This window comes from Aureimonas glaciei (assembly GCF_014643375.1).
GTDB classification, from domain to species: domain Bacteria; phylum Pseudomonadota; class Alphaproteobacteria; order Rhizobiales; family Rhizobiaceae; genus Plantimonas; species Plantimonas glaciei.
This window is the reverse complement of sequence record NZ_BMJJ01000002.1, coordinates 492607-513135: the sequence shown is the minus strand read 5'-3', so window position 1 is coordinate 513135 and position 20529 is coordinate 492607. Positions and strand designations below refer to the sequence as shown.

Genomic DNA, 20529 nt, shown 5'->3' with positions numbered 1-20529 from the left:
AGTTGAAGAGGGTGGGACGGTCATGCCGTCCGGGGACCAGCGATGCGGGGCAATCGCTCGCCGGCTCGTTGATGGCTTCGATTAGTCTCCTCACGACCGAAGGTCAAGCGCGCGGTGGCGAAAAGCTCCAGTTGGGGCAATCGGCGGTACGCCACGGGCCTCCCTCGCCCGCCACCAGCACGCGCGCCGAAGCTCGCCGCGAGCACACCGCCCCGCCGCCTTCGCGGCAGGGGAACCACCTATTCGGCCGCGACCGCCAGCGGCTGGTCGAGAATTTGCCCGTCGCCGGGCGCAAAATGCAGGCTCACGGTCTCCCCGCGCAAGGGCGGCGGCGCGGCCGGGCTGTTGAAGGCATCGAGCAGGAGGACGTTGGCCCCCATCCGCACCCGCATGCGAACGACCGACCCCAGGAACTGCACGGCCTCGATCTCGCCCTGGAGGGTGTTGGCCCGCTCGGCGCTGGGGACGAGCGACAGCGCCTCCGGACGCAGGGCGAGGGTCACGGGCGTTCCCGGCGCCCCGCGCAGATCGGTGACGGCGATCTTCTGGCCGGCTACGTCCATCTGGCCGTCGCCCATCGCCTCGCCCTCGAGCAGGCTGAGCGTGCCGATGAAGGAGGCCACGAAGCGGGTCGCCGGGCGGTTGTAGATCTCGAAGGGCGTGCCGACCTGCTCGGCGCGTCCGCCGTTCATGACGACGATGCGGTCGGAGATCGACAGCGCCTCCTCCTGGTCATGCGTCACGAAGATCGTGGTGATCCCGAGCTGCTGCTGGATCTGGCGGATTTCCTCGCGCAGCGAGGTCCGGATCTTGGCGTCGAGCGCCGACAGCGGCTCGTCGAGCAGCAGCACCTGGGGTTTGGGCGCCAGCGCCCGGGCCAGAGCGACTCGCTGCTGCTGGCCGCCCGACATCTGGTAGGGGTAGCGGTCGGCGAGGTGGCCGAGGCCGATCAGCTTCAGCATCTCGGTGACGCGCGCCCCGATCTCCGCCTTGGCCATGCCGGCGATCTTCAGGCCGAAAGCGACGTTGTCGAAGACGCTCATGTTCGGGAACAGCGCATAGGCCTGGAAAACCATGCCGATCCGGCGCCGGTTCGGCGGCAGGTTGGTGACATCCTGACCGTCGATGACGATCGCGCCCGAGGACGGCGTCTCGAAGCCCGCGACCATCCTGAGGACCGTCGTCTTGCCGCAGCCGGAGGGCCCAAGAAGGGAGACGAACTCTCCCTTGCGGATCGACAGGTCGAATTTCTGCACGACGGTGTTGGCGCCAAAGCTCTTGCTGACGGCGTCGATCCTCAGAAAGCTCATGGCGTGACGATCCTTGCGCGCTTCGGGGCCAGACGGGGAAGAAGGCGCTGCCCCGGCCTGCGGGCGGCGAACAGCTGCATCATCACCATGCAGACCCAGATCAGCGCAAACGACATGATGGCCAGCGCCGCCGGCTCGTAGGCACGATCCTGGCCGGTCTGCACGAGATAGGGGCCGAAGGCCGGGCGATTGAGAAGGCTCGCCAGCACGAATTCGCCGAACGAGATCGAGAAGGTCAGGAAGGCGCCCGACAGGATGGCCGAGCGGACATTGGGAAAGATCACCGCCGCCACGGTGCGCGCCCGCGAGGCCCCGAGGCTTTCGGCCGCCTCCGTCAGCGTCTTGATGTCGATCGCCGCCATGCCGTTGTCGACCGAGCGATACATGTAGGGCAGCGACAGCACGACATAGCCGGCGACAAGAAGCAGATTGGTGCCGCCATTGCTCATGGTGAGCGGCAGAAACGAATTCGACCCGTAGAGGCGGATATAGCCGAAGACCAGGACGACCGGTGGGATGATCAGCGGCATCAGGCTGATGAACTCGACGATCGGCCGCAGCTTCGGCAGCTTCAGGCGGACCCAGTAGGCCGTAGGCACGACGATCAGCGCGCCGACGACGATCGCCGTCAGCGACGCCAGGGTGGAAAAGCGCACGGTGGCGAGGAAGATGTCGCTGCTGAAGACCGAGCGATAGGATTCAAGGCTCCATTGCCCGCGCAGCATCTGCAGTGAGAACTGGAAGGTCGCGTAGAGCGGGATGAGGAAATAGGACGCCGTCAGCGCGACGATGAGCGTCGAGACGATCGGGAAAGATTTCTTCACTTCTGCCACCTCTCGGCGCGCGTGCGCAGGACGAGATAGAGCGTGTTCGAAACGGCCATGATCACCACCATGCCGACGGCCAGGGCGTAGCCGAGATTGGGGTTGTAGAGAACATTGCCCTGGATCTGCTGGAAGAGGACGATCGGCACGACGGCGAAGCGGGAACCGGTGAGGGCATAGACCGTCGCCAGCGTGCCGAAGGCATTGGCGAAGAGCAGGAGGAAGCAGCCGAGGATCGAGGGGAAGAGGACCGGCAGCGCCACCATCTGCCAGTATTGCCGGCGGCTGGCGCCGAGGATTTCGGCCGCCTCTCGCCACTCGGCCTTCAGCCCGTCCAGCGCCGGCGCAACGATGAGCAGCATCAGCGGCATCTGGAAATAGAGATAGGTCAGGGCCACGCCCCAGAACGAGAACAGGTTGAAGCCGGCGCCGTAGAGATTGAAGCCGAAGACATCGCGCAAGACGACGGTGACGAGGCCGATCCGGCCGAGCGTGGCGATGAAGGCGAAGGCGAGCGGGATGCCGGCGAAGTTCGAGGCGACGCCCGAAAAGGTCATGAAGATCGGACGGACCCAGCGCGGCAGGCCGCCGAGAATGACCGCATAGCCCAGAAGCACGCCGGCGACCGTGCCGAGCAGGGCCGAGACGAGGCTGAGCCGGATCGACAGTGAATAGGCCGCGACGATGTTGGGCGTCGCGAGGGCTGCGAAATTGTCGAAGGTGAAGGCGCCCTCGGCATTCTGGAAGGCGCCGGTGACGAGGTAGACGATGGGCAGGACCAGAAACAGGAGGCAGAAGCCGAAAAACGGCACCAGCCCGAGCCAGCTTCCCCTCAAGCCACCGGCAAAGCCGGGAATGAGGCTGGGGAACAGCGAACGCGTTGGCGACTGGGGCACTGTTTCCGCTGTCGTCATGAGATGCCGATCCGCTCCTTCAGCCACATTGTACCGATGCCGGCGCGAGGCCGGCATCGTTCATATCCAAGAGGCGATGGCGCTTACTGGGCGCCCATTTCCTTGGCCCAATCCTCGGCCACGACCGCCTTGGCCGCCGACTGTTCGTCGAGGGTCGGGAAGATCGCCTTGGCGTAGCTCTCGGGCGCTGGCATCTTGGCCAGGAGATCGGCAGGGATCTTGTCGTTGGCGGCCAGATCGTTGAAGCGGATCGGGTGGCAGTAGCCCTTCAGCCAGCCGAGCTGACCCTCGTCCGAATAAAGATATTCCATCCAGAGCTTGGCGGCGTTCGGGTGCGGCGCGTAGGCCGAGATCGCCTGGACGTAGACGCCGGCGATGACCGCGTCGGACGGCACGACGACTTCCATCGGCGGGTTGCCGGCCAGCTTGTCGCGCATGGCGAGGACATTGTAGTCCCAGTCGAAGAGCACCGGCGTGGTGCCCTGCGCCATGTTCTGCGCCGAGCCGTTGACCGGGACGAAGTTGCCGTTCTCCTTCAGCTCCTTGAAGAAGGCGGTGCCGGCCTTGGCGGCATCGGCGCCGCCCTTGGCGCCGGTGGCGATGCCGGCGCCGTAGACCGTCATCATCGTCGAATTGCCGGTGCGCGGGTCACCGGGAATGGCGACCGAGTTGGCATATTTCGGATCCTTGAGATCAGCGAAGCTCTTTGGCACTTCCTTGACGATGTCGGTGTTCACGGCGAGGGCCAGAACGCCGTAATAGTCGCCGTACCAGTGGCCCTCGGCGTCCTTGGCCGTGTCGGGGATCGAGTCCCAGGTCGACACCTTGTAGGGCATCAGGAGACCCTCGGCCTTGGCGGCCGGGCCGAAGGAGAGGCCGACATCGATGACGTCGGGGGCCTGCGGGCCGGTATTGCCCTTGTTGGCCTTGATCGCCTCGATCTCGTCGCCCGAGCCGGCATTGGGGTTCAGTTCGTTGACTGTCAGGAAGGGGTACTTCGCCTTGAAGGCGGCGATCACCTCGCCATAGCCGCACCAGTCGTGCGGCAGCGCGATGGTCGTCAGCTGGCCTTCGGCCTTGGCGGCAGTGACCAGCTCGTCCAGGGAGGCGGCGGTCGCCGTCTGGGCCTGCGCCAGGCCCGCGGACAGGGCGACGATGGTCAGTGCCGATACGGCCCGCGTCAGATGAACATTCATGGACGTCTCTCCCCGAGTTTCGCCCGGACCGGAAGGCCGGGGGCAAAAGATCCCGGCACACTGCCGGTTGGCGCTCCGATAGCACCGCCCCATGACAGTCCGATGTCGCCTGCAGCGCCTCTGTCCCAAGGCCTCCGGCCCGCTGTACCCGGCCGGTCGGCGGCACCCCCGACGGCTGCAAAGCACCCTTGCGCCCGACTTGGCTCGATTTCCTCAAGGCTTGGCGGCAGAGGGTTCCCCGCCCGGCGGAAACGCGACAGATTTGACCGATCTATTTGAGCCTCTGTTCATCCTGTGCCCAGATATCGCCACCGGCACCGCTCGTCCCCGCCCGGGCGGACTCCAGGCCTTGCAGGTGGTTCAGCCTATGCAGCGACTTCTGCCCGCTCTTGCGCAAGAAGGCAGGCTTAGGGTTGCCTTGTTCAGGCCGCTTTCCTATTGCTCTGACGGCTCATGTAGTTGTGATCACTTGTCACCAGGAGGCATATTGACAAACGAGGCCATTTCCACGGCCGCCTTGGCCAGTTTGCTGGAACAGGTTGCCCGGCGCATTCACAGCCAGGGCTATGCCGCCGACCTCTTTCCGGCGCAGTGGTCGGCCCTGCGCTATCTCGAGGGTGCGCCGCCGCAACTGCGCACCGCGATCGACCTCGCCCGCTTCCAGGGACTGGCCTCCGGCGCGGTCGCCCGGACGGTCCGCACGCTGATCACCAAGGGCCTGCTGGTGAAGGCCGGCACGATCGGCCGGGGGCGAGCCGAGCAGCTGAACCTCACCGATCTCGGGCGCAAAATCCTGTCCGACGACCCCTTGCAAGGCATTGCCAAAGCGCTGGAAGTGCTCGAGCCGGGCGAGCGGGAATCGCTGGCCAACGGTCTCGAAATCGCCATCCGATCCACCATGCCAGACATCGAGGGGTAAGGCTTGTCGATCGACAGCCGAGGCGCCGCTCGGGCGGCCTCCGCCTTCTGGGGGTGGTTCGCGGGCTTCTGGGCCCTGGTGATCCTCATCACCCTGGTGGCGTCCCAGCCGAGTCCGACGCGGGTGGCGATCTATCTCGGCGATGCGCAGACGGGCTTCGTCGACCCCACCGGCCAACTGACGGTCGACGACATCGTCCGGCGCCAGAGCGACCCCTCTTCCGCCATGACGCAGGCCGCGCCGGCGGACGGTTCGCAACGCCCGCGCCTCTGGCTGGCGCCCGCCCTCCCCGATAGCGGCTCGCTGAGGAGCGCGAACTGGACGGCGCCTTACGTCCTTTCCATCCGGGAGCCCCGGATCGAGCAAGCCGATCTCTATCTGCAATCGCCGAGGGGCACGAAGCGCCTTTCCTGGGGCCGGAGCGACGGCCAGAAGATGAGCGGCGAAGCGTTCCGGTATCCGACCTTCATCCTCAGCCCGGACGATGTCGCCGAGGCCCGCGCCTTTCTTTCCATGGATGTCGTCGCCTCGTCGCAGAGCCAGGTCTGGTTCTCCGACTTCGAGAGCTTCTTTGGCCACTATGACGGCGATACGACGAGGCTGTCGGCGCTGATCGGCGTCATGGCCGCGATGCTGATCTACATCTTCGTCCTCGGCGCTTCCCTGCGCAACAGCACCAATCTCTGGCTCGCCGCCTGCACGGCCAGCAGCCTGCTCTACCTCGTCTCGTCGAACGCGCTTCTCGAGAACCTCGTGCTTCCCCGCCTCGCGCTGGGATCGCGCGGGACGGCCCTGGTCGCTATCCTCCTGCTCTTCTGCAGCTTCAGCGGGTTCATGACGAACTTCCTCGGCCTCCGGCGCGTCGCCCCGCGTGTCTGGCGCGTGGCGCGCTGGATAACGGCGTTCCAGGCAGCCTGCGCGGTGATCGCCCTTGCGGACATCGGGCTCGACCTCGGCATCATGCGGCGGCTGGCGCCCTATCTCGGCCTTTTCACCATCGCCTTCGGGCTTCTGGCCACCCTCTTCGCCGGCCAAAGAGAGCCGACCCGGTCGCTGATCTTCATGGCCGCATGGTCGCCGACCATGGTGGTGGCCAGCCTTCGCCTCCTGGCCGATATCGTGCCCCAGATCGGCGTGCATCCGACGATGGAGACGACGCTTCTGGGCGCCATGGTCGTCTCTCTCCTGCTGTTCACCGGCATCGCCTCCTTCGACATCCGCAAACGCGAAACGCGCCTGAAGCGCGAGATCATCCACAATTCCGAGCGGTTCCGCGCCTTCGCGGAGATCGGCACCGACCTGTTCTGGGAGATCGACCGCAATGGCATGGTCGTCTTCGTGACCGGCCGCCAGGTCGGGCAGACCCATTTCGGGCTCGACGAGCCGCTGTTCGACCGGCTCGCGGCGGCGACCTCGAGCGAGCTGGTCAAGCCGCTGAAGGACACGATCGAGGCGAACCTTCCCTTCGACAACCGCCGCCTGCGGATCGAGGACGGCGGCACAGACCTGTGGATCAGCATCAGCGGGCGCCCGATTCCGCCGCCCGGCCCGGGCGTGCTCTTCCGCGGCGTCGGGCGGTCGGTCTATCGCGGCGTGATCCGCGACGTGACCGAGGAGGTCGAGCGCGAGAACCGGCGCCAGCTCGAGCAGCAGATGTTCACCCTCGGCCAGCTCGCCGGCAGCGTCGCGCACGAGATCAACAATCTGATTCACCCGATCATCAATCTCACCAAGCGCCTCAGGCTGCATCTGCGCGACACCATCGACCCGCAGAGCAGCCGGATGATGGAACTCATCGACATTTCCAGCAAGCAGGCCGCCACCGTGGTGTCGGAGCTCCTGCAGTCGACCCGCGGCGAGCGCTGGAAGGACACCCACCGCCCGATCAGCCTGGCCGTCGAGCACAGCGTCGAGGCGATCAGGCCGGCGCTGCCCTCCAGCATGCGGATCGACTGCCTCGTCGAGAACTGCGAGAGCGTCACCGTCAAGATCGGCGACATCCTGCAGATCATCGGCAATCTCCTGTCGAACGCGGTGCATGCGGTGCAGGGAGCCGGGACGGTGGTCGTGACCCTCTCGGTCGCCGAGGGCGGTGCCCGGCTCGTCGTCGCCGACAATGGTTCCGGCATGGAGGAAGCCGTGCGCCTCAAGGCCATGCAGCCCTTCTTCTCCACCAAGGTCGATGGTGAAGGCACCGGCGTCGGCCTCTACATCGTGCAACGGATCGTACGCGACTATGATGGCGTCATCAGCATCGAGTCGTCGCCCGGTAGCGGAACGGCGGTCACGATCTTCTTCCCGCAGCGAAAGGACGACAATGGATAGGGAAAAGGCTGGGGATAGGGACAAGGCTGAGCGCCGGGCGCTGGTCGTCGACGACGTCATGACGGTGCGCGAATCTCTGGCCATGGCGCTGACCGGCGCCGGCTTCGACGTGACGGCCGCCGCCAACGGTCAGGAGGCGCTGGCGCGCCTGGCCGAGGCCGATTTCGACGTCCTCGTGACCGACATGTGGATGCCCGAGATGGACGGGCTGAAGCTCTTGAAGGAGATCCGCGGGCGCAAGCCGGCCATGCGCATCTTCGGGGTCACCGGCGGTGGCCCGCGCCTGACGATCGAGGCGATGACGTCGCTGGCGGAAATCTGGGGCGCGGAAAAGGTCTTCCTGAAGCCCTTCGACGAGGACGAGTTGATCGCCGCCGTGTCGCAGCCGCATCCGGGCTGAGACCGGCCTCGGGCGAGCGGCGCCGCCGCGGCGGCGTCAGCCGAGGAAGCGCGCGTCGGCCGCGTCCAAATCGCGCCGAATGCGGGTGACGAGCAGGCCGTCGTCGGCAGTGCAGTTGTCGTGCGTCAGCCGCTCGCCGGTCTTGATGGGCTTCGACACCGTCGCCTTTTCCGCCAGGCCCAGCGGCAGCGCGCGGCTGGCGCGGCCCTCCGTCCAGGTCATGGCGAAGCCGCGATAGTCGGTCTCGCCGATGCGCCCGAGCACCTCTCCCGGCTGCAGGTCGCGCTTGGCGACGGCGCCGCATTCGGCCACCGGGCGGTCGAGCGGCACCATGTCGGCGCGCTTGAACATCACCGCGCGCGCCGCCGACAGCGGCGTCTCGAGGCTGGTCAGGTGGAAGGGCCGCACCAGGGCGAAGCACGGGCCGGGCCCGACTTTCAGGTCGGCCATGCGCTCGACCGCCCTGTCGTGGCGCGGCCGGGCGATGCAGAAGACGCCGGGCGCGACGCCCTTGCCGATGGTGTAGTCGACTCGGCCGGGCGCCGACAGGATGCCGCCATCCTCTACGGTGCACAGGACCTGGGCGAGATTGTCGACGGTGGCGGACGGACCGTGCATGCCGGCGACGTCGGGGACGAGGCCGGTGCAGTTGGCGATCGCGGTCATCTCGACCATGGTCTTCGAGCCGTCGATGAATTCGACCAGCATGCGGGCGTTCATATCACGGGCGAGCGCCTCTTCCTCGTATTCGGAGGGCACGGCGTCGAAGCGCAGCGGGTTGTTCTTGCCCTTGCCGGCGGCGACGATGTCCATGCCGAGACTCTGGGCAAAGCCGATGAGCTCCAATGTCGCCGCCGGCTCGTCGCCGGCCGAGCCGGTATAGACGACGCCGGCGCGTTTGGCCTCGGCGGCCAGATGCCGGCCGACGGTGATGTCGGCCTCGACGTTCAGCATCACGATGTGCTTGCCGTTGCGGATCGCCTCCAGCGCCAAGAAGGTGCCGAGGTCCGGACTGCCGGTGGCGTCGATCACGACGTCGATCCGCCCGGCGGCGCAGAGCGCGGCGAGATCGTCGGTGAGCGCGATGCCGCCGGCGTCGATGACGCGGTCGATCGCCTCGGGCGTGCCGGCCGGTCGTCCGTGGCCGTCTTCGTGGCCGGCGAGCGCGATCGCCGCGAGCGGCCGGGCCGGGCGGCGCGTGGCGATGGCGCCGATGCGGATGCCGGCCATCAGGGCGACCTGCACGACGATGTCGGTGCCCATCTGGCCGGCACCGGCGAGGCCGATGGTGATGGGCCGGTTGTCCCTGGCGTAGGCGTCGAGTTCGGCGGCAAAGCCGATGCGGTCGATGGCAGTCATCACGGACTTTCGCGGCGGAGGTCTCACCCGCCGCCTGGCGAACAGGCGGCGGCGGCCTCTGAGAGGGCGTTTGCTGCCGTCTCTTTCATCACGCGGCCGCGCCCGACGCAATGTGGCACGGCATCATCAGCGGACGCGATCGCCCTGGCCGCCGCCGAACACGGTGCGGACGATCAGCGCGAGATCGCCGAAAAAACTCTGCCGCCGAACGTAGTCGGCGTCGATCGCCGCGAGCCGGACAGGGTCGGACATGTCGACCCCCTGGACCTGGGCAAGGCCCGTGATTCCCGGACGCACCGCGTCGACACCCTTTCGCGCCCGTTCGGCGATCAGCACGGTCTGCACCGGCAGGCAGGGCCGCGGGCCGACGAAACTCATCTCGCCCCTCAAGACGTTGATCAACTGCGGCAGTTCATCGAGCTTCAGGCGACGCAGCTTCAGCCCGAGCGGCGTCACCGCGGCCACCGGGGTCTCGTGCGAGGCGGCTTCGACGGTGCCGAGGCGCATGGTGCGCAGCTTGTAGCAGCGGAAGACCTTGCCGCCCCGCCCGACGCGGTTCTGCGCGAAGATCCCCGGCCCCGGCGAATCCCGTCGCACCAGGACGGCCAGGACGACGATCGCCCAGCCGAAAAGAACGAGGGCGGCGAGGCTGGCGGAAAGGTCGAACAGGCGCTTCATGACATTTTCCGTTGCAGGCCGAAGGTCGCCTTGGCGTTGCAGACCGAGGGTGACCATCCGCCTTTTCCGGCGAGGACGCCTCGGTCGGCCGGTTTCCCCGACAATCTGCAGGGAGGACTTTACGTGGGCCGCTGCGGCGGCTTCTATGGCGTGCCGGACGAGCCCGGTCAATTGTCGCGGCAAACGAGCCGCCCGGGCAGAAGCCAAGGACTCTCACACAGTGCGCATTCTCGTCAGCGGCACACACGGCTTCATCGGTCGCCGCCTGCTCACCCTTCTCGTCGCCCATGGCCACGACGTCGTCGCCCTGACGCGCGGCCCCGGGGGGGCGCCGGCCGATCTCGTCGACATCGGAGGCTGGGACGGCTGGCCGGGCGGCCTGGACGCCGTCGTCCATCTCGGCGCGCGGAACCCGTCGCGGCGCGATCTTGCCGCCCGCGACCTCCCAGGCCTGACCCACGTCAATGCCGACGGCAGCCGGGCCCTCGCCCAGCGCGCCGCCGCCGAGGGCGTCCGGCGCTTCGTCTTCCTGTCCTCGGCCAATGTTCACCGGCCGAGAGGCCTCACCCCGGTGCGCGAGAGCGACGAACTGCATCCGCAGAGCGCCTATGCCGCGTCGAAACTCGCGGCCGAGACGGCGCTCGCCGGCGTGGCGGCCGAAACGGGCCTGGAGCTCTGCATCCTCCGGCCGACGCCGGTCTACGGCCCCGGCGGCCGCGGCATGGTCGCCCGGCTCGTCCAGTTGGCCCGGACCGGCCTGCCGCTGCCCTTGGGCCAGACGTCGGCGCGGCGCAGCGTACTGGCGCTCGACAACTGTCTCGACGCCATCCTCGCCGCCCTGACCCATCCCGAAGCGGCCGGCCAGACCTTCCTTCTGGCGGACAGGGAGCCGCTGTCGCTCGGCGATATGGTGGCGGCAGCCCGCATCGGCCTCGGCCGCCCGGCCCGGCTGGTGCCGCTTCCCGAGTCGGCGCTGCGGCGCCTCGCCGCGCTCGTCGGGCGTCGGGAGGCGTTCGACCGGCTGTTCGGCTCCTTCGTCGTCGACGGCGGCCACATCGCCGCGGTCCTGGGCTGGCAGCCGCCTCTCTCCAGCGAGGAGGGATTCCGGCGCGCGGCCATGGCCGGCGTCGAAACGGCCGGAGGACCACGCCGATGACGCAAGCGCCGGAGGGCCCGAAAAAGGCTTCGGAAATCGCTGCCGAGCGCCGAAGGGCCCGTCAGGAGGAAATGCTGCGGGAGAACCTGAAGCGCCGCAAGGATCAGTCGCGCGCCCGACGCTCGCCCGCCGCCGCGACGGAGGCGGGCGAGGCCCCGGACGCGCTCGATCCAGCCGAGCGCGGCCCAGACGCCAGCGACTGATCCGCTCGGGCGGGATGGCGCTTCTTCGAACCGCCGTCCCGCTTTCGTTCTTTGCATGATCCCGAAAGCCGGAAGTCCCCTATCGGGATCATGCCCTAGGCGTTCCGTCGCATCAGGTGGCGTTCCCAGGCGATGGCGTGGCCGACGATCTGCTCCAGATCGTCATGGGCGGGCGCCCAGCCGAGCAGGGTCCGCGCCCGGTCGGCATTGGCGACGATGCTGGCGGGGTCGCCCGGCCGCCGGCCGCCCTGGCGGATCTCGAAATCGGTGCCGTGCACCCGGCGCACCACGTCCAGCACCTCGCGCACCGAATAGCCGCGGCCGTAGCCGACATTGGCGACGAGGCTGTCGCCACCGTTCCGCAGATGATCGAGGGCGGCGAGATGGGCGGCGATGAGATCGGTGACGTGGATGTAGTCGCGCACCGCGGTGCCGTCCGGCGTCGGATAGTCGTCGCCAAAAACCTCGATCGCCGCGCGCCGCCCGAGCGCCGTCTCCACGGCGACCTTGATCAGGTGCGTCGCCCCCTTCGTCGCCTGGCCCGACCGACCCGACGGATCGCCACCGGCGACGTTGAAGTAGCGCAGTGCCGCATAGCGGAGCGGATGGGCCTTTGCCGCGTCTTCCAGCATCATCTCGCTCATCAGCTTGGAGCGGCCGTAGGGCGACTGCGGCTGCAGGAGGCTGTCCTCCGACACCGGCTCCAGACCCGCCATGCCGTAGACGGCCGCGGTCGAAGAAAAGATGAACTGCTTCACGCCGCCCGCGACGGCGGCCGCGATCAGATCGCGCGTCTTCACCGTGTTGTTGAGGTAGTAGCCGAGCGGATCGGAGACCGAGTCGGGCACAACCACCGAGCCGGCGAAGTGCACGATGGTCTCGACCCCGTGTTCGGCGATCAGCCGCCCGACCAGCGCCTGATCGGCGATGTCGCCCTGGACCAGCACCGCCTGCGGCGACACCAGCCAGTCGAAGCCGGTGACGAGATTGTCGAGGACGACAACGCTCTCGCCGCGGTCGGCGAGGCCGAGGACCATGTGGCTGCCGATATAGCCGGCCCCGCCGGTGACGAGGACGCTCATCGCAGGCCGTCCGGCCGGCCGTGAAGATGGATGCTCAACTGTTCGTCCTCCGCTGATCGCGTCGCATAGATGCCGTCGGCGCGGCGGTTTGGCACGTGCGGGAAAGTGGACTTCGCCCGGCGAGCATCTTAGAACCCTTCTCGAAAGGGTGTTTCCGATGATCGACTACAAAGGCCATTTCGACGCCGCGATCGAGGCGCTGCACGCTGAGAAGCGATACCGCGTCTTCGCCGATCTCGAAAGGATCGCCGGCCGATTTCCCGCCGCGATCTGGCGTCACGAGGGCGGAGCGCGCGAGATCACCGTCTGGTGCTCGAACGACTATCTAGGCATGGGCCAGCACGAAGACGTCGTGACGGCCATGCAGTCGACCATTTCCACGATGGGCTCGGGTGCCGGCGGCACCCGCAACATCTCCGGCAACACCCACCCGCTGGTGGAACTCGAGCGCGAGCTCGCCGACCTCCACGGCAAGGAGGCGGCGCTCGTCTTCACGTCGGGCTTCGTCTCCAACGAGGCCTCGATCTCGACCATCGCCAAACTCCTGCCGGACTGCCTGATTCTGTCGGACGAGCTGAACCACGCCTCGATGATCGAGGGCGTGCGCAAGGCCGGCTGCAAGAAGCAGGTGTTCCGCCACAACGACGTCGCGCATCTGGAAGAGCTCCTGCGCGCCGCCGAAAAGGGCCGGCCGAAGCTGATCGTGTTCGAGAGCGTCTATTCCATGGACGGCGACATCGCGCCGATCGAGGCGATCGTGGAGCTCGCCGAGCGCTACAACGCCATGACCTATATCGACGAAGTGCACGCGGTTGGCATGTACGGCCCGCGCGGCGGCGGCATCTCCGAGCGGGACGGCATCGCCCACCGCATCGACGTCATAGAGGGCACGCTCGCCAAGGCTTTCGGCGTTCTCGGCGGCTACATCACCGGCTCCAAGGCCGTGATCGACTCGGTGCGCTCCTATGCGCCGGGCTTCATTTTCACCACCGCTCTGCCCCCTGCCCTGGCGGCGGCGGCCACCGCCTCGATCCGCCACCTCAAGACGTCGAGCGCCGAGCGCGACGGCCAGCAGCGCCAGGCGGCCCGCGCCAAGGCGGTGTTCGCCGCCGCCAATCTGCCGGTGATGCCGTCGGCGACGCATATCGTGCCGCTGCATGTCGGCGACCCGGACCTCTGCAAGCGGGCCAGCGACCGGCTTCTGGAAACGCACGGCATCTACATCCAGCCGATCAACTACCCGACCGTGCCGCGCGGCACCGAGCGGCTGCGCGTCACCCCGACGCCGCTGCACGACGATGCGCTGATCGACACGCTGCGCGACGCGCTGGTCGAGACCTGGAATGCGCTGGGCATTCCCTTCGCCTCCGAACGCCCGGCCCCGGCCGAGCGGACGGCGAGGATCACCCCGCTGGTGGTCAGCCAGGCGGGCGGCTGAACGACGGACCGACCGGCCTTACGGGGCCGGCCGCCGTCCGCGGAAAGCCTGGCGTTCAGTCCGGCTTTGACAGGTGCCGTGCCAGGATCGGCACCAGCAGCGCGATGCCGATGAAGCGCACCACGTGGTGCGCGGCCACATAGGCCGGGTCGAGATTGAACTGGTAGGCGAGCACCGTCAGCGCCTCCAGCGCCCCCGGCGCATAGGCCAGCGCGATCTTGCCGAGGCCGATGCCGAGCAGCTGGTAGGCGGCCAGCCCGGCGACGGCGGAAATCACCAGACCGATGACGAAGGCGCCGAGCGAGGCCGGCAGCAGTTCCAGCATGGTGCTGCGGCTTTCGCCCTTCAGCCGGCTGCCGATCAGAGCGCCGAGCACGACGAGGCCGGCGACGGCGATCGGCTGCGGTACGGCCACCGGCGCGATCTCGGTGACATGCAGCACGGCGCTGGCGGCGAGCGCGCCGAGAAGGATGCCGCCGGGCAGGCGCGAGAGATGGCCGAGAAAGGCGCCGGCGAGACAAACGGCGACGAGGATCGCATAGACCCCCAGCGTGCCGGAACCGCCGCGGCTGGCGGCCAGGACGCCCTCCCCGCCCTCCAGCCAGGCGAGCGTCGGCGTCAGCGCGCCGATCAGGAGCAGCAGCCGCACGCTCTGGACGATGGTGATCCGCGTCATGTCGGCCCGCGTCTCGGACGCCGCGGCCAGGACGAAGGACATGGCGCCGGGCAGCGCGGCGAACAGCGCCGTCTCCTTGTCCCAGCCGAAACCCTTGCGCAGGAAGACGTAGGTCGCGGCGATGACGCAGAGGACGCCGAGCATCTGGATGGCGAAGGAGAGCGGCCAGAGCGCCAGCTGGTCGACGACGGCGGGCGTCACGCCCGCGCCGGCCTGGATGCCGAGGACGATGAAGACGGCGTCGCGCAGCCCTTTCGGCAGATTCGTATCGTGCCCGGCGAGGCTGGCGATCGAGACGACGACCACCGAGCCGAGCAACCAGCCGACCGGCAGGTCCAGGGCGGCCGCCGCCGCACCGCCGACCGCGGCCATCGCCAGGGTCGAGGCCAGGGCCAGGGCCCGGCGCAGGCGGGCCGACATGCCGGCGGTCACGTCTGCCGCCGGATCCAGTCCTGAAGCCGATCGGCGGCGGTCTCGATCTCGTCCAGCCGGCGGTGGAAGCAGGCCCGCATGAAGGAGCCCGCGGCCGGACCGAAGGCCGTGCCCGGCGCCAGGCCGACGCGGGTCTCGTTCAGGATGGCGAAGGCGGCGGCGCGGGTGTCGTCGATGCCGTCGATCCGGAAGAAGGAATAGAAGGCGCCGGCCGGCGGCACGACGGCGACGCGGTTGGTCGAGAGCAACGCCTCGGTGAAGATGTCGCGCGCCTTGTGAGCCCGCTCCACCTGCAGCTGGATGAAGTCCTCACCCTCGTCGAGCGCGGCGACGGCGCCGCGCTGCATGAAGGCAGCGACGCCCGAAACCGAATACTGGATGAGATTCTCCAGCACCGTGCCGAAAGCCGCCGGCGCCTCGATCCAGCCGATGCGCCAGCCGGTCATCGCCCAGTTCTTGGAGAAGGAATTGACGAAGAAGATCGGCTCGTCCGGCTCCATCACGTCGTGAAAAGACGGCGCGCGCCCGCCGGCATAGTGGAAGCGGCCGTAGATCTCGTCGGCGATCAGCGTGATACCGGTCTCGCGGACGATGCCGAGGATCGCCTCCAGCGTCGAGAGGTCGGCCGTCCAGCCGGTTGGATTGCCCGGCGTGTTGACGAAGAGGGCCCGCGTCTTCGGCCCGATCGCGTCGCGGAGCTTGTCGAGGTCGAGGGTCCAGCCCTCGGCGGTCCAGTCCAGCGCGACCTCGCGCGCATGGCCGCCGGCGACGCCGACGGCGGCGGCGAAGTTCGGCCAGGTCGGGCCGATATAGGCGACCTCGTCGCCCTCACCGGCGACACAGGCGATGACGGTCTGGATGGCATGCATGCCCGAGCCGGTGACGACGATCTTCTCGAAGCTCGTCGGCCGGTCGTAGGTGCGCTCGACATAGCGGGCGATCGCCTGGCGCAGTTCGGGAATGCCGCGCTGCCAGGTGTAGAACGTCTCCCCGGCGGAAAGGCTTCGCACCGCCGCGTCGGCGATGAAGGCCGGCGTGGGCAGGTCTCCCTCCCCGGTCCACAGCGGGATCACTCCCTCCAACGTGCGGCCGTAGTTCATCACGGCGACGATGCCGCTTTCGGGCGCGGCGAGCGCGGCAGGGCGCAGGCGGTCGAGGGGATTCATGGAGCGGGCCTTGCGGGACGGGTTCAAGCTTGTGCGTCAGCGGATCGGCTTTTCCGCCGGCCTCGTCAAGCCTTCCGCCGCCTTGACCAGGCCCCGCTCAGAGGCCGTCGCCGAAGGAGCCGAAGCGGGTGGGCTCGCGCCGGGCGTCGGCGCGCTGGGCGACCAGAAGGTCGCGGATCTCGGTCAGAAGCGCTTGCTCGGCCGGCACCTCGGCGACCTCCGCGGGCTTCTCCTCCTCCTGCCGCTTGAGCCGGTTCATGCCCTTGACGATCATGAACAGGACGAAGGCGACGATGGTGAAGTTGATGAGGAGCGTCAGAAAATTGCCGTAGGCGACGACGGCCCCTTGCTCCCGCGCCGCCTCCAGGCTCGGCGACGTCACCGTGCCGCTGAGCGCGAAGAACTTGTTGGTGAAGTCGACGCCGCCGGTCAGAACGCCGACCACGGGCATGATCAGGTCCTTCACCATGGACTGGACGAGGCCGGAGAAGGCGGCGCCGATGATGATGCCGATGGCGAGATCGACCATGTTGCCCTTCAGGGCAAATTCCTTGAATTCCTTCAGCACGCGACAAAACTCCCCCTGGCGCCGGGCCCGACAGCCCGATTTCCCTTTTAGCCAGTGAAGCGAAACCAAGCCAAGCTGCAATTCGCATTCCGGGAAGCGCGAAACCGGGTGAATAAGCTCGCACTCGCCAGCCGGTCCGCGCTAGAAACGGGGAGCGCAAGGGAGGGCGGACAGGGTGCAAAGCTGGATCATCGTCATCGCGGCGATCGTCTACCTCCTGGTTCTGTTCGCCGTCGCCCATCTCGGCGACCGACGCTCGGCGGAGGGGCGCACGCCCGGCAGCCGCCCCGGCGTCTATGCGCTCAGTCTCGCCGTCTACTGCACTTCCTGGACCTTCCTCGGCTCGGTCGGCGTCGCTGCGCGCGACGGCTTCTCGTTCCTGGCCATCTACATCGGGCCGATCATCGTCTTCCTGTTCATGCCGCGGCTGGTGGAGCGGGTGATCCGGCTCGCCAAGGCGGAGAAGATCACCACCATCGCCGACTTCCTCGGCGCCCGCTACGGCAAGAGCACGCCCGTCGCGGCGCTGGCGACGGTGATCGCGCTGATCGGCGCCGTGCCCTACATCGCGCTGCAGCTGAAGGCGGTGTCGACCTCGGTGGCGACGCTCCTTTCCTACTACCGGCCGCAGGCGGACCTGCCGCCCTTCTTCGCCGACAGCGCGCTGTTCATCGCCCTCCTCCTCGGCATCTTCGCCATCCTCTTCGGCACCCGCCATGCCGATGCGACGGAGCACCAGGACGGGCTGGTGCTGGCGATCGCGATGGAATCGATCGTCAAGCTCGCGGCCTTTGCTGCCGTCGGCCTGTGGGTCTGCTTCGGCCTGTTCAGCCCGGCCGAGCTCTACGCCGCCGCGACGACGAGCCCCGAGATCACCGAAGCCTTCTCGCACGGCGTCGGCGGCAATTTCTTCGCCGCGCTCCTCCTCAGCGGCTTCGCCATCCTGCTGCTGCCGCGGCAGTTCCACATGACGGTGGTGGAGAACCGGACGCGCGAGGAGGTGCGGCGCGCCCGCTGGCTGTTCCCGCTGTACCTCGTCGCCATCAACCTCTTCGTCGCGCCGATCGCGGCCGCCGGCATTTTGAAGCTCGGCGGTCAGGTCGACGGCGACCTCTACGTCCTGTCGCTGCCGCTCGCCCACGGCAACGACACGCTGGCGGTGATCGCCTTCCTCGGAAGCCTGTCGGCCGCGACCGCCATGCTGATCGTCGCCTCGGTCGCGCTGTCGATCATGGTGTCGAACGACCTCGTCCTGCCGGTGCTCCTGAAGCGGCGCGACCGCATCGTGATGGGCGACCGCGACGCGACGCGGCTGATCCTCGCCGTCCGGCGCTCGGCGATCCTCGCCATCGTCTTCTGCGGCTATGTCTACTATCGGCTCGCCGGCAGCGGCACGGCGCTCGCCTCGATCGGCCTGTTGTCCTTCGCCGCGATCGCGCAGTTCGCTCCCGCCTTCTTCCTTGGCCTCGCCTGGCGCGGGGCGAATGCCCGCGGCGCCAAGGCCGGGATGATCGCCGGCACGCTGATCTGGGCTTATACGCTCTTGATGCCCGCGGTGCTGCCGGACGCGGCGCTGCTTCGCGACGGGCTGTTCGGCATCGCGACCCTGCGGCCGCAGGCGCTGTTCGGCCTCGACCTCGACCCGCTGCTGCACGGCACCCTTCTCAGCCTTGCCGCCAACACCTTTTGCCTCGTCGCCTTCTCGCTGTCGCGCCTGCCGAGCGCGCGCGAGCGCATCCAGGCGTCGATCTTCGTGCGCCAGGACGTCGGCGCCACCGCCGGCTTCCGCAAGACGCGCACCGGCGTCTCGGTCGGCGAGGTCAAGGCGACGGTCGCGCGCTATCTCGGTGCAGAGCGCACCGAACGCTCCTTCGCCAGCTTCGCCGCCAGCGAGCAGCTGCCGCTGGCCGATTCGACCGAAGCCGACAACCGGGTGATCGGCTTTTCCGAACAGCTCCTCGGCTCGGCGATCGGCTCGGCCTCCTCGCGCCTCGTCCTGTCGCTGCTCTTGCAGCGGCACAAGGGTTCTAGCCGCTCGGCCCTGCGCCTGCTCGACGACGCCTCCGAGGCGCTGCAGTACAACCGCGACATCCTGCGCCTCGCGCTCGACCAGGTCGACCAAGGCCTCGCCGTCTTCGACCAGGATTTCTGCCTGACCTTCTGGAACCGGCAATTGCGCGATCTCCTCGACCTGCCGCCGCAGGTCGGCCAGGTCGGAACGCCGCTGACCGCCGTGCTCGACCAGATGCGCCTGTCCGGCGAGATCGACGACGACGAGCACGCCCGCAGTTTCGACGTTTTGACGCAGTCGCCGGCACTGCGCCAGATCACGCTGCAGCGCTCGGGTCGGATCATCGAAATCCGCACCCACCCGATGCCCGAGGGCGGCCTCGTGCTGACCGTCTCGGACATGACCGAGCGGGTGAAACATGCCGCCGCGCTGCACGAGATGAACGAGACGCTGGAGGACCGGGTACGCCGGCGCACCACCGAGCTCGTCTCGGCCAATGCCGCGCTCGCCGAGGCGCGGCAGGTGGCGGATGCGGCCAATATCGGCAAGACGCGCTTTCTCGCCGCCGCCGGCCACGACATTCTGCAGCCGCTGAACGCCGCCAAACTCTATGCCGCGGCGCTGCAGGAGCGCCACGCCAACCTGCCTGGCACGGCGCTCGCCGCCAACATCAACTCCTCGCTGGAATCGGTCGAGGCGATCCTCGGCGCCGTGCTCGACATCTCCCGCCTCGACGCCGGCGGCATGGTCTCGAAGCTCGACGATTTCGCGCTGGAACCGCTGTTGCAGCAGATCCGCACGGATCTGGCGCCGCTGGCGGAGGAAAAGGGCGTCAGCCTGCGCTTCGTGCCGACCTCGGCCACCGTGCGCTCCGACCGCAACCTGCTGCGCCGCCTGCTGCAGAACCTCGTCTCCAACGCGGTGAAATACACGCGCGAGGGCAAGGTCGTCGTCGGCGTACGGCATGGCAAGGGCCGCAAGATCGACATCGAGATCATCGATTCCGGCATCGGCATTCCCGAGCACCAGCTGAAGACAATCTTTCAGGAATTCACGCGGCTCGACGAGGGCACGCGCACGGCGCAGGGGCTCGGCCTCGGCCTGTCGATCGTCGAGCGCATCGCGCATGTGCTGGACCATCCCGTCGCGGTGCGCTCGGTGCATGGCCGCGGCACGCGCTTCCGCGTCACCGTGCCGGTGCGCCGCGACATCGGCCCGGTGCTGACGGTGGCGCCGCCGGTCAGGGTGCACCGGGCGCTGCAGCTCGACGGCATGCGCGTCCTCGTCATCGACAACGACGCGGCGATCCGCAGCGCCATGGCCGAACTTCTCACCGGCTGGGGCTGCTCGGTGGTGCTCGCGGGCTCCCTGCCCGAAGCCCTGCCGCAGCTCTCGGCCCGCGTTCCCGACATCGCCCTCGTCGACTACCATCTCGACGAAGGCGACGGCCTCGACGCCATCGCCCTCCTGCGCTGGCGCATCGACCCCGCTCTGCCCGCCATCCTCATCACCGCCGAACGCTCGCCCGAGGTGCGCGACCATGCGGCCAGCCTCGGCGTCGACATTTTGACGAAGCCGCTGAAGCCGGCGTCGCTGAGGGCGGCGATGGCGCAGCACAGGGGAAGGCGAGAGGCGGCGGAGTAGGGTGGGCTTCTGCCTGTCTGCTCAGTGCTGCCCCTCGTGAAAAGCTGGCACTCAGGTTCTCCTGAAGGGCGGGCGAACGACGAAGATCAAAGGCTGCGCGATCGGGACGCACGGATTGATGCTGACGGGCTCGAGATGAAAGAGTGGGCCCGGATCGACGATCTGCAGCCGGAGGCCAGGCCCTGTCTCGAGGGCCCCTTGCCAGGCCCCTGTTGGATCACGATCGCA

At 68.2% G+C, this 20529-nt stretch carries 17 protein-coding genes; 7 read left to right on the top strand and 10 right to left on the bottom strand.

Translation table 11 applies throughout. The annotated features are described in order from the left end of the window. Nucleotides 1-239: 239 nt before the first annotated feature. The 4 genes from IEX88_RS06450 to IEX88_RS06435 all read right to left on the bottom strand — a co-directional run bounded on the left by IEX88_RS06450 (nt 240) and on the right by IEX88_RS06435 (nt 4244). The gene (locus IEX88_RS06450; RefSeq protein ID WP_188849741.1) at nt 240-1310 is read right to left on the bottom strand and encodes an ABC transporter ATP-binding protein; all 1071 of its coding nucleotides are present in this window, start codon (nt 1308-1310) and stop codon (nt 240-242) included. Beyond that, on the bottom strand, nt 1307-2143 hold the full coding sequence (locus IEX88_RS06445; protein ID WP_373289553.1) for an ABC transporter permease: 837 nt from the start codon (nt 2141-2143) through the stop codon (nt 1307-1309). Before IEX88_RS06445 ends, IEX88_RS06450 begins: the two co-directional genes overlap by 4 nt. Next, nucleotides 2131-3048: an ABC transporter permease gene (locus IEX88_RS06440; RefSeq protein ID WP_188849739.1), complete on the bottom strand. Its 918-nt coding sequence runs from the start codon at nt 3046-3048 to the stop codon at nt 2131-2133. The genes IEX88_RS06445 and IEX88_RS06440 overlap by 13 nt, the downstream gene beginning before the upstream one ends. A gap of 83 nt (nt 3049-3131) precedes the next feature. Further along, nucleotides 3132-4244: an ABC transporter substrate-binding protein gene (locus IEX88_RS06435; RefSeq protein WP_188849738.1), complete on the bottom strand. Its 1113-nt coding sequence runs from the start codon at nt 4242-4244 to the stop codon at nt 3132-3134. 487 nt (nt 4245-4731) lie between these two features. Between IEX88_RS06435 and IEX88_RS06430 the strand changes: the two genes are divergently transcribed. From IEX88_RS06430 to IEX88_RS06420, 3 genes are read left to right on the top strand one after another with little or no spacing between them, the layout of a single operon-like run. Continuing rightward, nucleotides 4732-5163: a MarR family winged helix-turn-helix transcriptional regulator gene (locus tag IEX88_RS06430; RefSeq protein ID WP_188849737.1), complete on the top strand. Its 432-nt coding sequence runs from the start codon at nt 4732-4734 to the stop codon at nt 5161-5163. Between the two features lie 3 nt (nt 5164-5166). Continuing rightward, entirely contained in the window at nt 5167-7488 is a 2322-nt protein-coding gene (locus tag IEX88_RS06425; RefSeq protein ID WP_188849736.1) for a sensor histidine kinase, read from the top strand. Then, a complete protein-coding gene (locus IEX88_RS06420; RefSeq protein ID WP_188849735.1) occupies nt 7481-7888 on the top strand; it encodes a response regulator in 408 nt (135 codons plus the stop codon). Before IEX88_RS06425 ends, IEX88_RS06420 begins: the two co-directional genes overlap by 8 nt. Before the next feature lie 36 nt (nt 7889-7924). On the opposite strand, the gene IEX88_RS06415 is transcribed toward IEX88_RS06420, so the two are convergent. Together IEX88_RS06415 and IEX88_RS06410 are read right to left on the bottom strand one after the other, a co-directional pair. Further along, nucleotides 7925-9247, bottom strand: coding sequence for an NAD(P)H-dependent oxidoreductase (locus IEX88_RS06415; protein ID WP_188849734.1), 1323 nt, complete (start codon nt 9245-9247; stop codon nt 7925-7927). Between the two features lie 126 nt (nt 9248-9373). After that, nucleotides 9374-9925 carry a sugar transferase gene (locus tag IEX88_RS06410; RefSeq protein WP_188849733.1) on the bottom strand — a complete coding sequence of 184 codons (552 nt, stop codon included), beginning with the start codon at nt 9923-9925 and terminating at the stop codon, nt 9374-9376. Nucleotides 9926-10145: 220 nt separating this feature from the next. Between IEX88_RS06410 and IEX88_RS06405 the strand changes: the two genes are divergently transcribed. Both IEX88_RS06405 and IEX88_RS06400 read left to right on the top strand, forming a co-directional pair. After that, nucleotides 10146-11081, top strand: a complete 936-nt coding sequence (locus IEX88_RS06405) for an NAD-dependent epimerase/dehydratase family protein (RefSeq protein WP_188849732.1) — start codon at nt 10146-10148, stop codon at nt 11079-11081. Continuing rightward, nucleotides 11078-11284 carry a hypothetical protein gene (locus tag IEX88_RS06400; protein WP_188849731.1) on the top strand — a complete coding sequence of 69 codons (207 nt, stop codon included), beginning with the start codon at nt 11078-11080 and terminating at the stop codon, nt 11282-11284. Before IEX88_RS06405 ends, IEX88_RS06400 begins: the two co-directional genes overlap by 4 nt. Nucleotides 11285-11379: 95 nt before the next feature. Here IEX88_RS06400 and galE read toward each other — a convergent pair whose 3' ends face one another. Beyond that, on the bottom strand, nt 11380-12366 hold the full coding sequence (gene galE / locus IEX88_RS06395) for a UDP-glucose 4-epimerase GalE (protein ID WP_188849730.1): 987 nt from the start codon (nt 12364-12366) through the stop codon (nt 11380-11382). A 157-nt stretch (nt 12367-12523) separates the two neighbouring features. Between galE and hemA the strand changes: the two genes are divergently transcribed. Then, the gene (gene hemA / locus IEX88_RS06390; protein WP_373289552.1) at nt 12524-13804 is read left to right on the top strand and encodes a 5-aminolevulinate synthase; all 1281 of its coding nucleotides are present in this window, start codon (nt 12524-12526) and stop codon (nt 13802-13804) included. Nucleotides 13805-13859: 55 nt separating this feature from the next. Here hemA and IEX88_RS06385 read toward each other — a convergent pair whose 3' ends face one another. The 3 genes from IEX88_RS06385 to mscL all read right to left on the bottom strand — a co-directional run bounded on the left by IEX88_RS06385 (nt 13860) and on the right by mscL (nt 16646). Continuing rightward, on the bottom strand, nt 13860-14912 hold the full coding sequence (locus IEX88_RS06385) for an AbrB family transcriptional regulator (RefSeq protein WP_244639878.1): 1053 nt from the start codon (nt 14910-14912) through the stop codon (nt 13860-13862). Then, nucleotides 14909-16078, bottom strand: a complete 1170-nt coding sequence (locus IEX88_RS06380) for a pyridoxal phosphate-dependent aminotransferase (RefSeq protein WP_188849729.1) — start codon at nt 16076-16078, stop codon at nt 14909-14911. Before IEX88_RS06380 ends, IEX88_RS06385 begins: the two co-directional genes overlap by 4 nt. A gap of 97 nt (nt 16079-16175) precedes the next feature. Then, on the bottom strand, nt 16176-16646 hold the full coding sequence (mscL, locus tag IEX88_RS06375; protein WP_188849728.1) for a large conductance mechanosensitive channel protein MscL: 471 nt from the start codon (nt 16644-16646) through the stop codon (nt 16176-16178). Nucleotides 16647-16821: 175 nt separating this feature from the next. Here mscL and IEX88_RS06370 point away from each other — a divergent pair, with 175 nt between their 5' ends. After that, the gene (locus IEX88_RS06370; RefSeq protein WP_188849727.1) at nt 16822-20301 is read left to right on the top strand and encodes a hybrid sensor histidine kinase/response regulator; all 3480 of its coding nucleotides are present in this window, start codon (nt 16822-16824) and stop codon (nt 20299-20301) included. Nucleotides 20302-20529 lie beyond the last annotated feature (228 nt).

Coding starts and splice junctions, on each gene's coding strand:
- IEX88_RS06435 (WP_188849738.1), bottom strand. CDS start 4,244: ATGAATGTTCATCTGACGCGGGCCGTATCGGCACTGACCATCGTCGCC.
- IEX88_RS06440 (WP_188849739.1), bottom strand. CDS start 3,048: ATGACGACAGCGGAAACAGTGCCCCAGTCGCCAACGCGTTCGCTGTTC.
- IEX88_RS06410 (WP_188849733.1), bottom strand. CDS start 9,925: ATGAAGCGCCTGTTCGACCTTTCCGCCAGCCTCGCCGCCCTCGTTCTT.
- IEX88_RS06420 (WP_188849735.1), top strand. CDS start 7,481: ATGGATAGGGAAAAGGCTGGGGATAGGGACAAGGCTGAGCGCCGGGCG.
- IEX88_RS06400 (WP_188849731.1), top strand. CDS start 11,078: ATGACGCAAGCGCCGGAGGGCCCGAAAAAGGCTTCGGAAATCGCTGCC.
- IEX88_RS06450 (WP_188849741.1), bottom strand. CDS start 1,310: ATGAGCTTTCTGAGGATCGACGCCGTCAGCAAGAGCTTTGGCGCCAAC.
- IEX88_RS06415 (WP_188849734.1), bottom strand. CDS start 9,247: ATGACTGCCATCGACCGCATCGGCTTTGCCGCCGAACTCGACGCCTAC.
- hemA (WP_373289552.1), top strand. CDS start 12,524: ATGATCGACTACAAAGGCCATTTCGACGCCGCGATCGAGGCGCTGCAC.
- galE (WP_188849730.1), bottom strand. CDS start 12,366: ATGAGCGTCCTCGTCACCGGCGGGGCCGGCTATATCGGCAGCCACATG.
- IEX88_RS06380 (WP_188849729.1), bottom strand. CDS start 16,078: ATGAATCCCCTCGACCGCCTGCGCCCTGCCGCGCTCGCCGCGCCCGAA.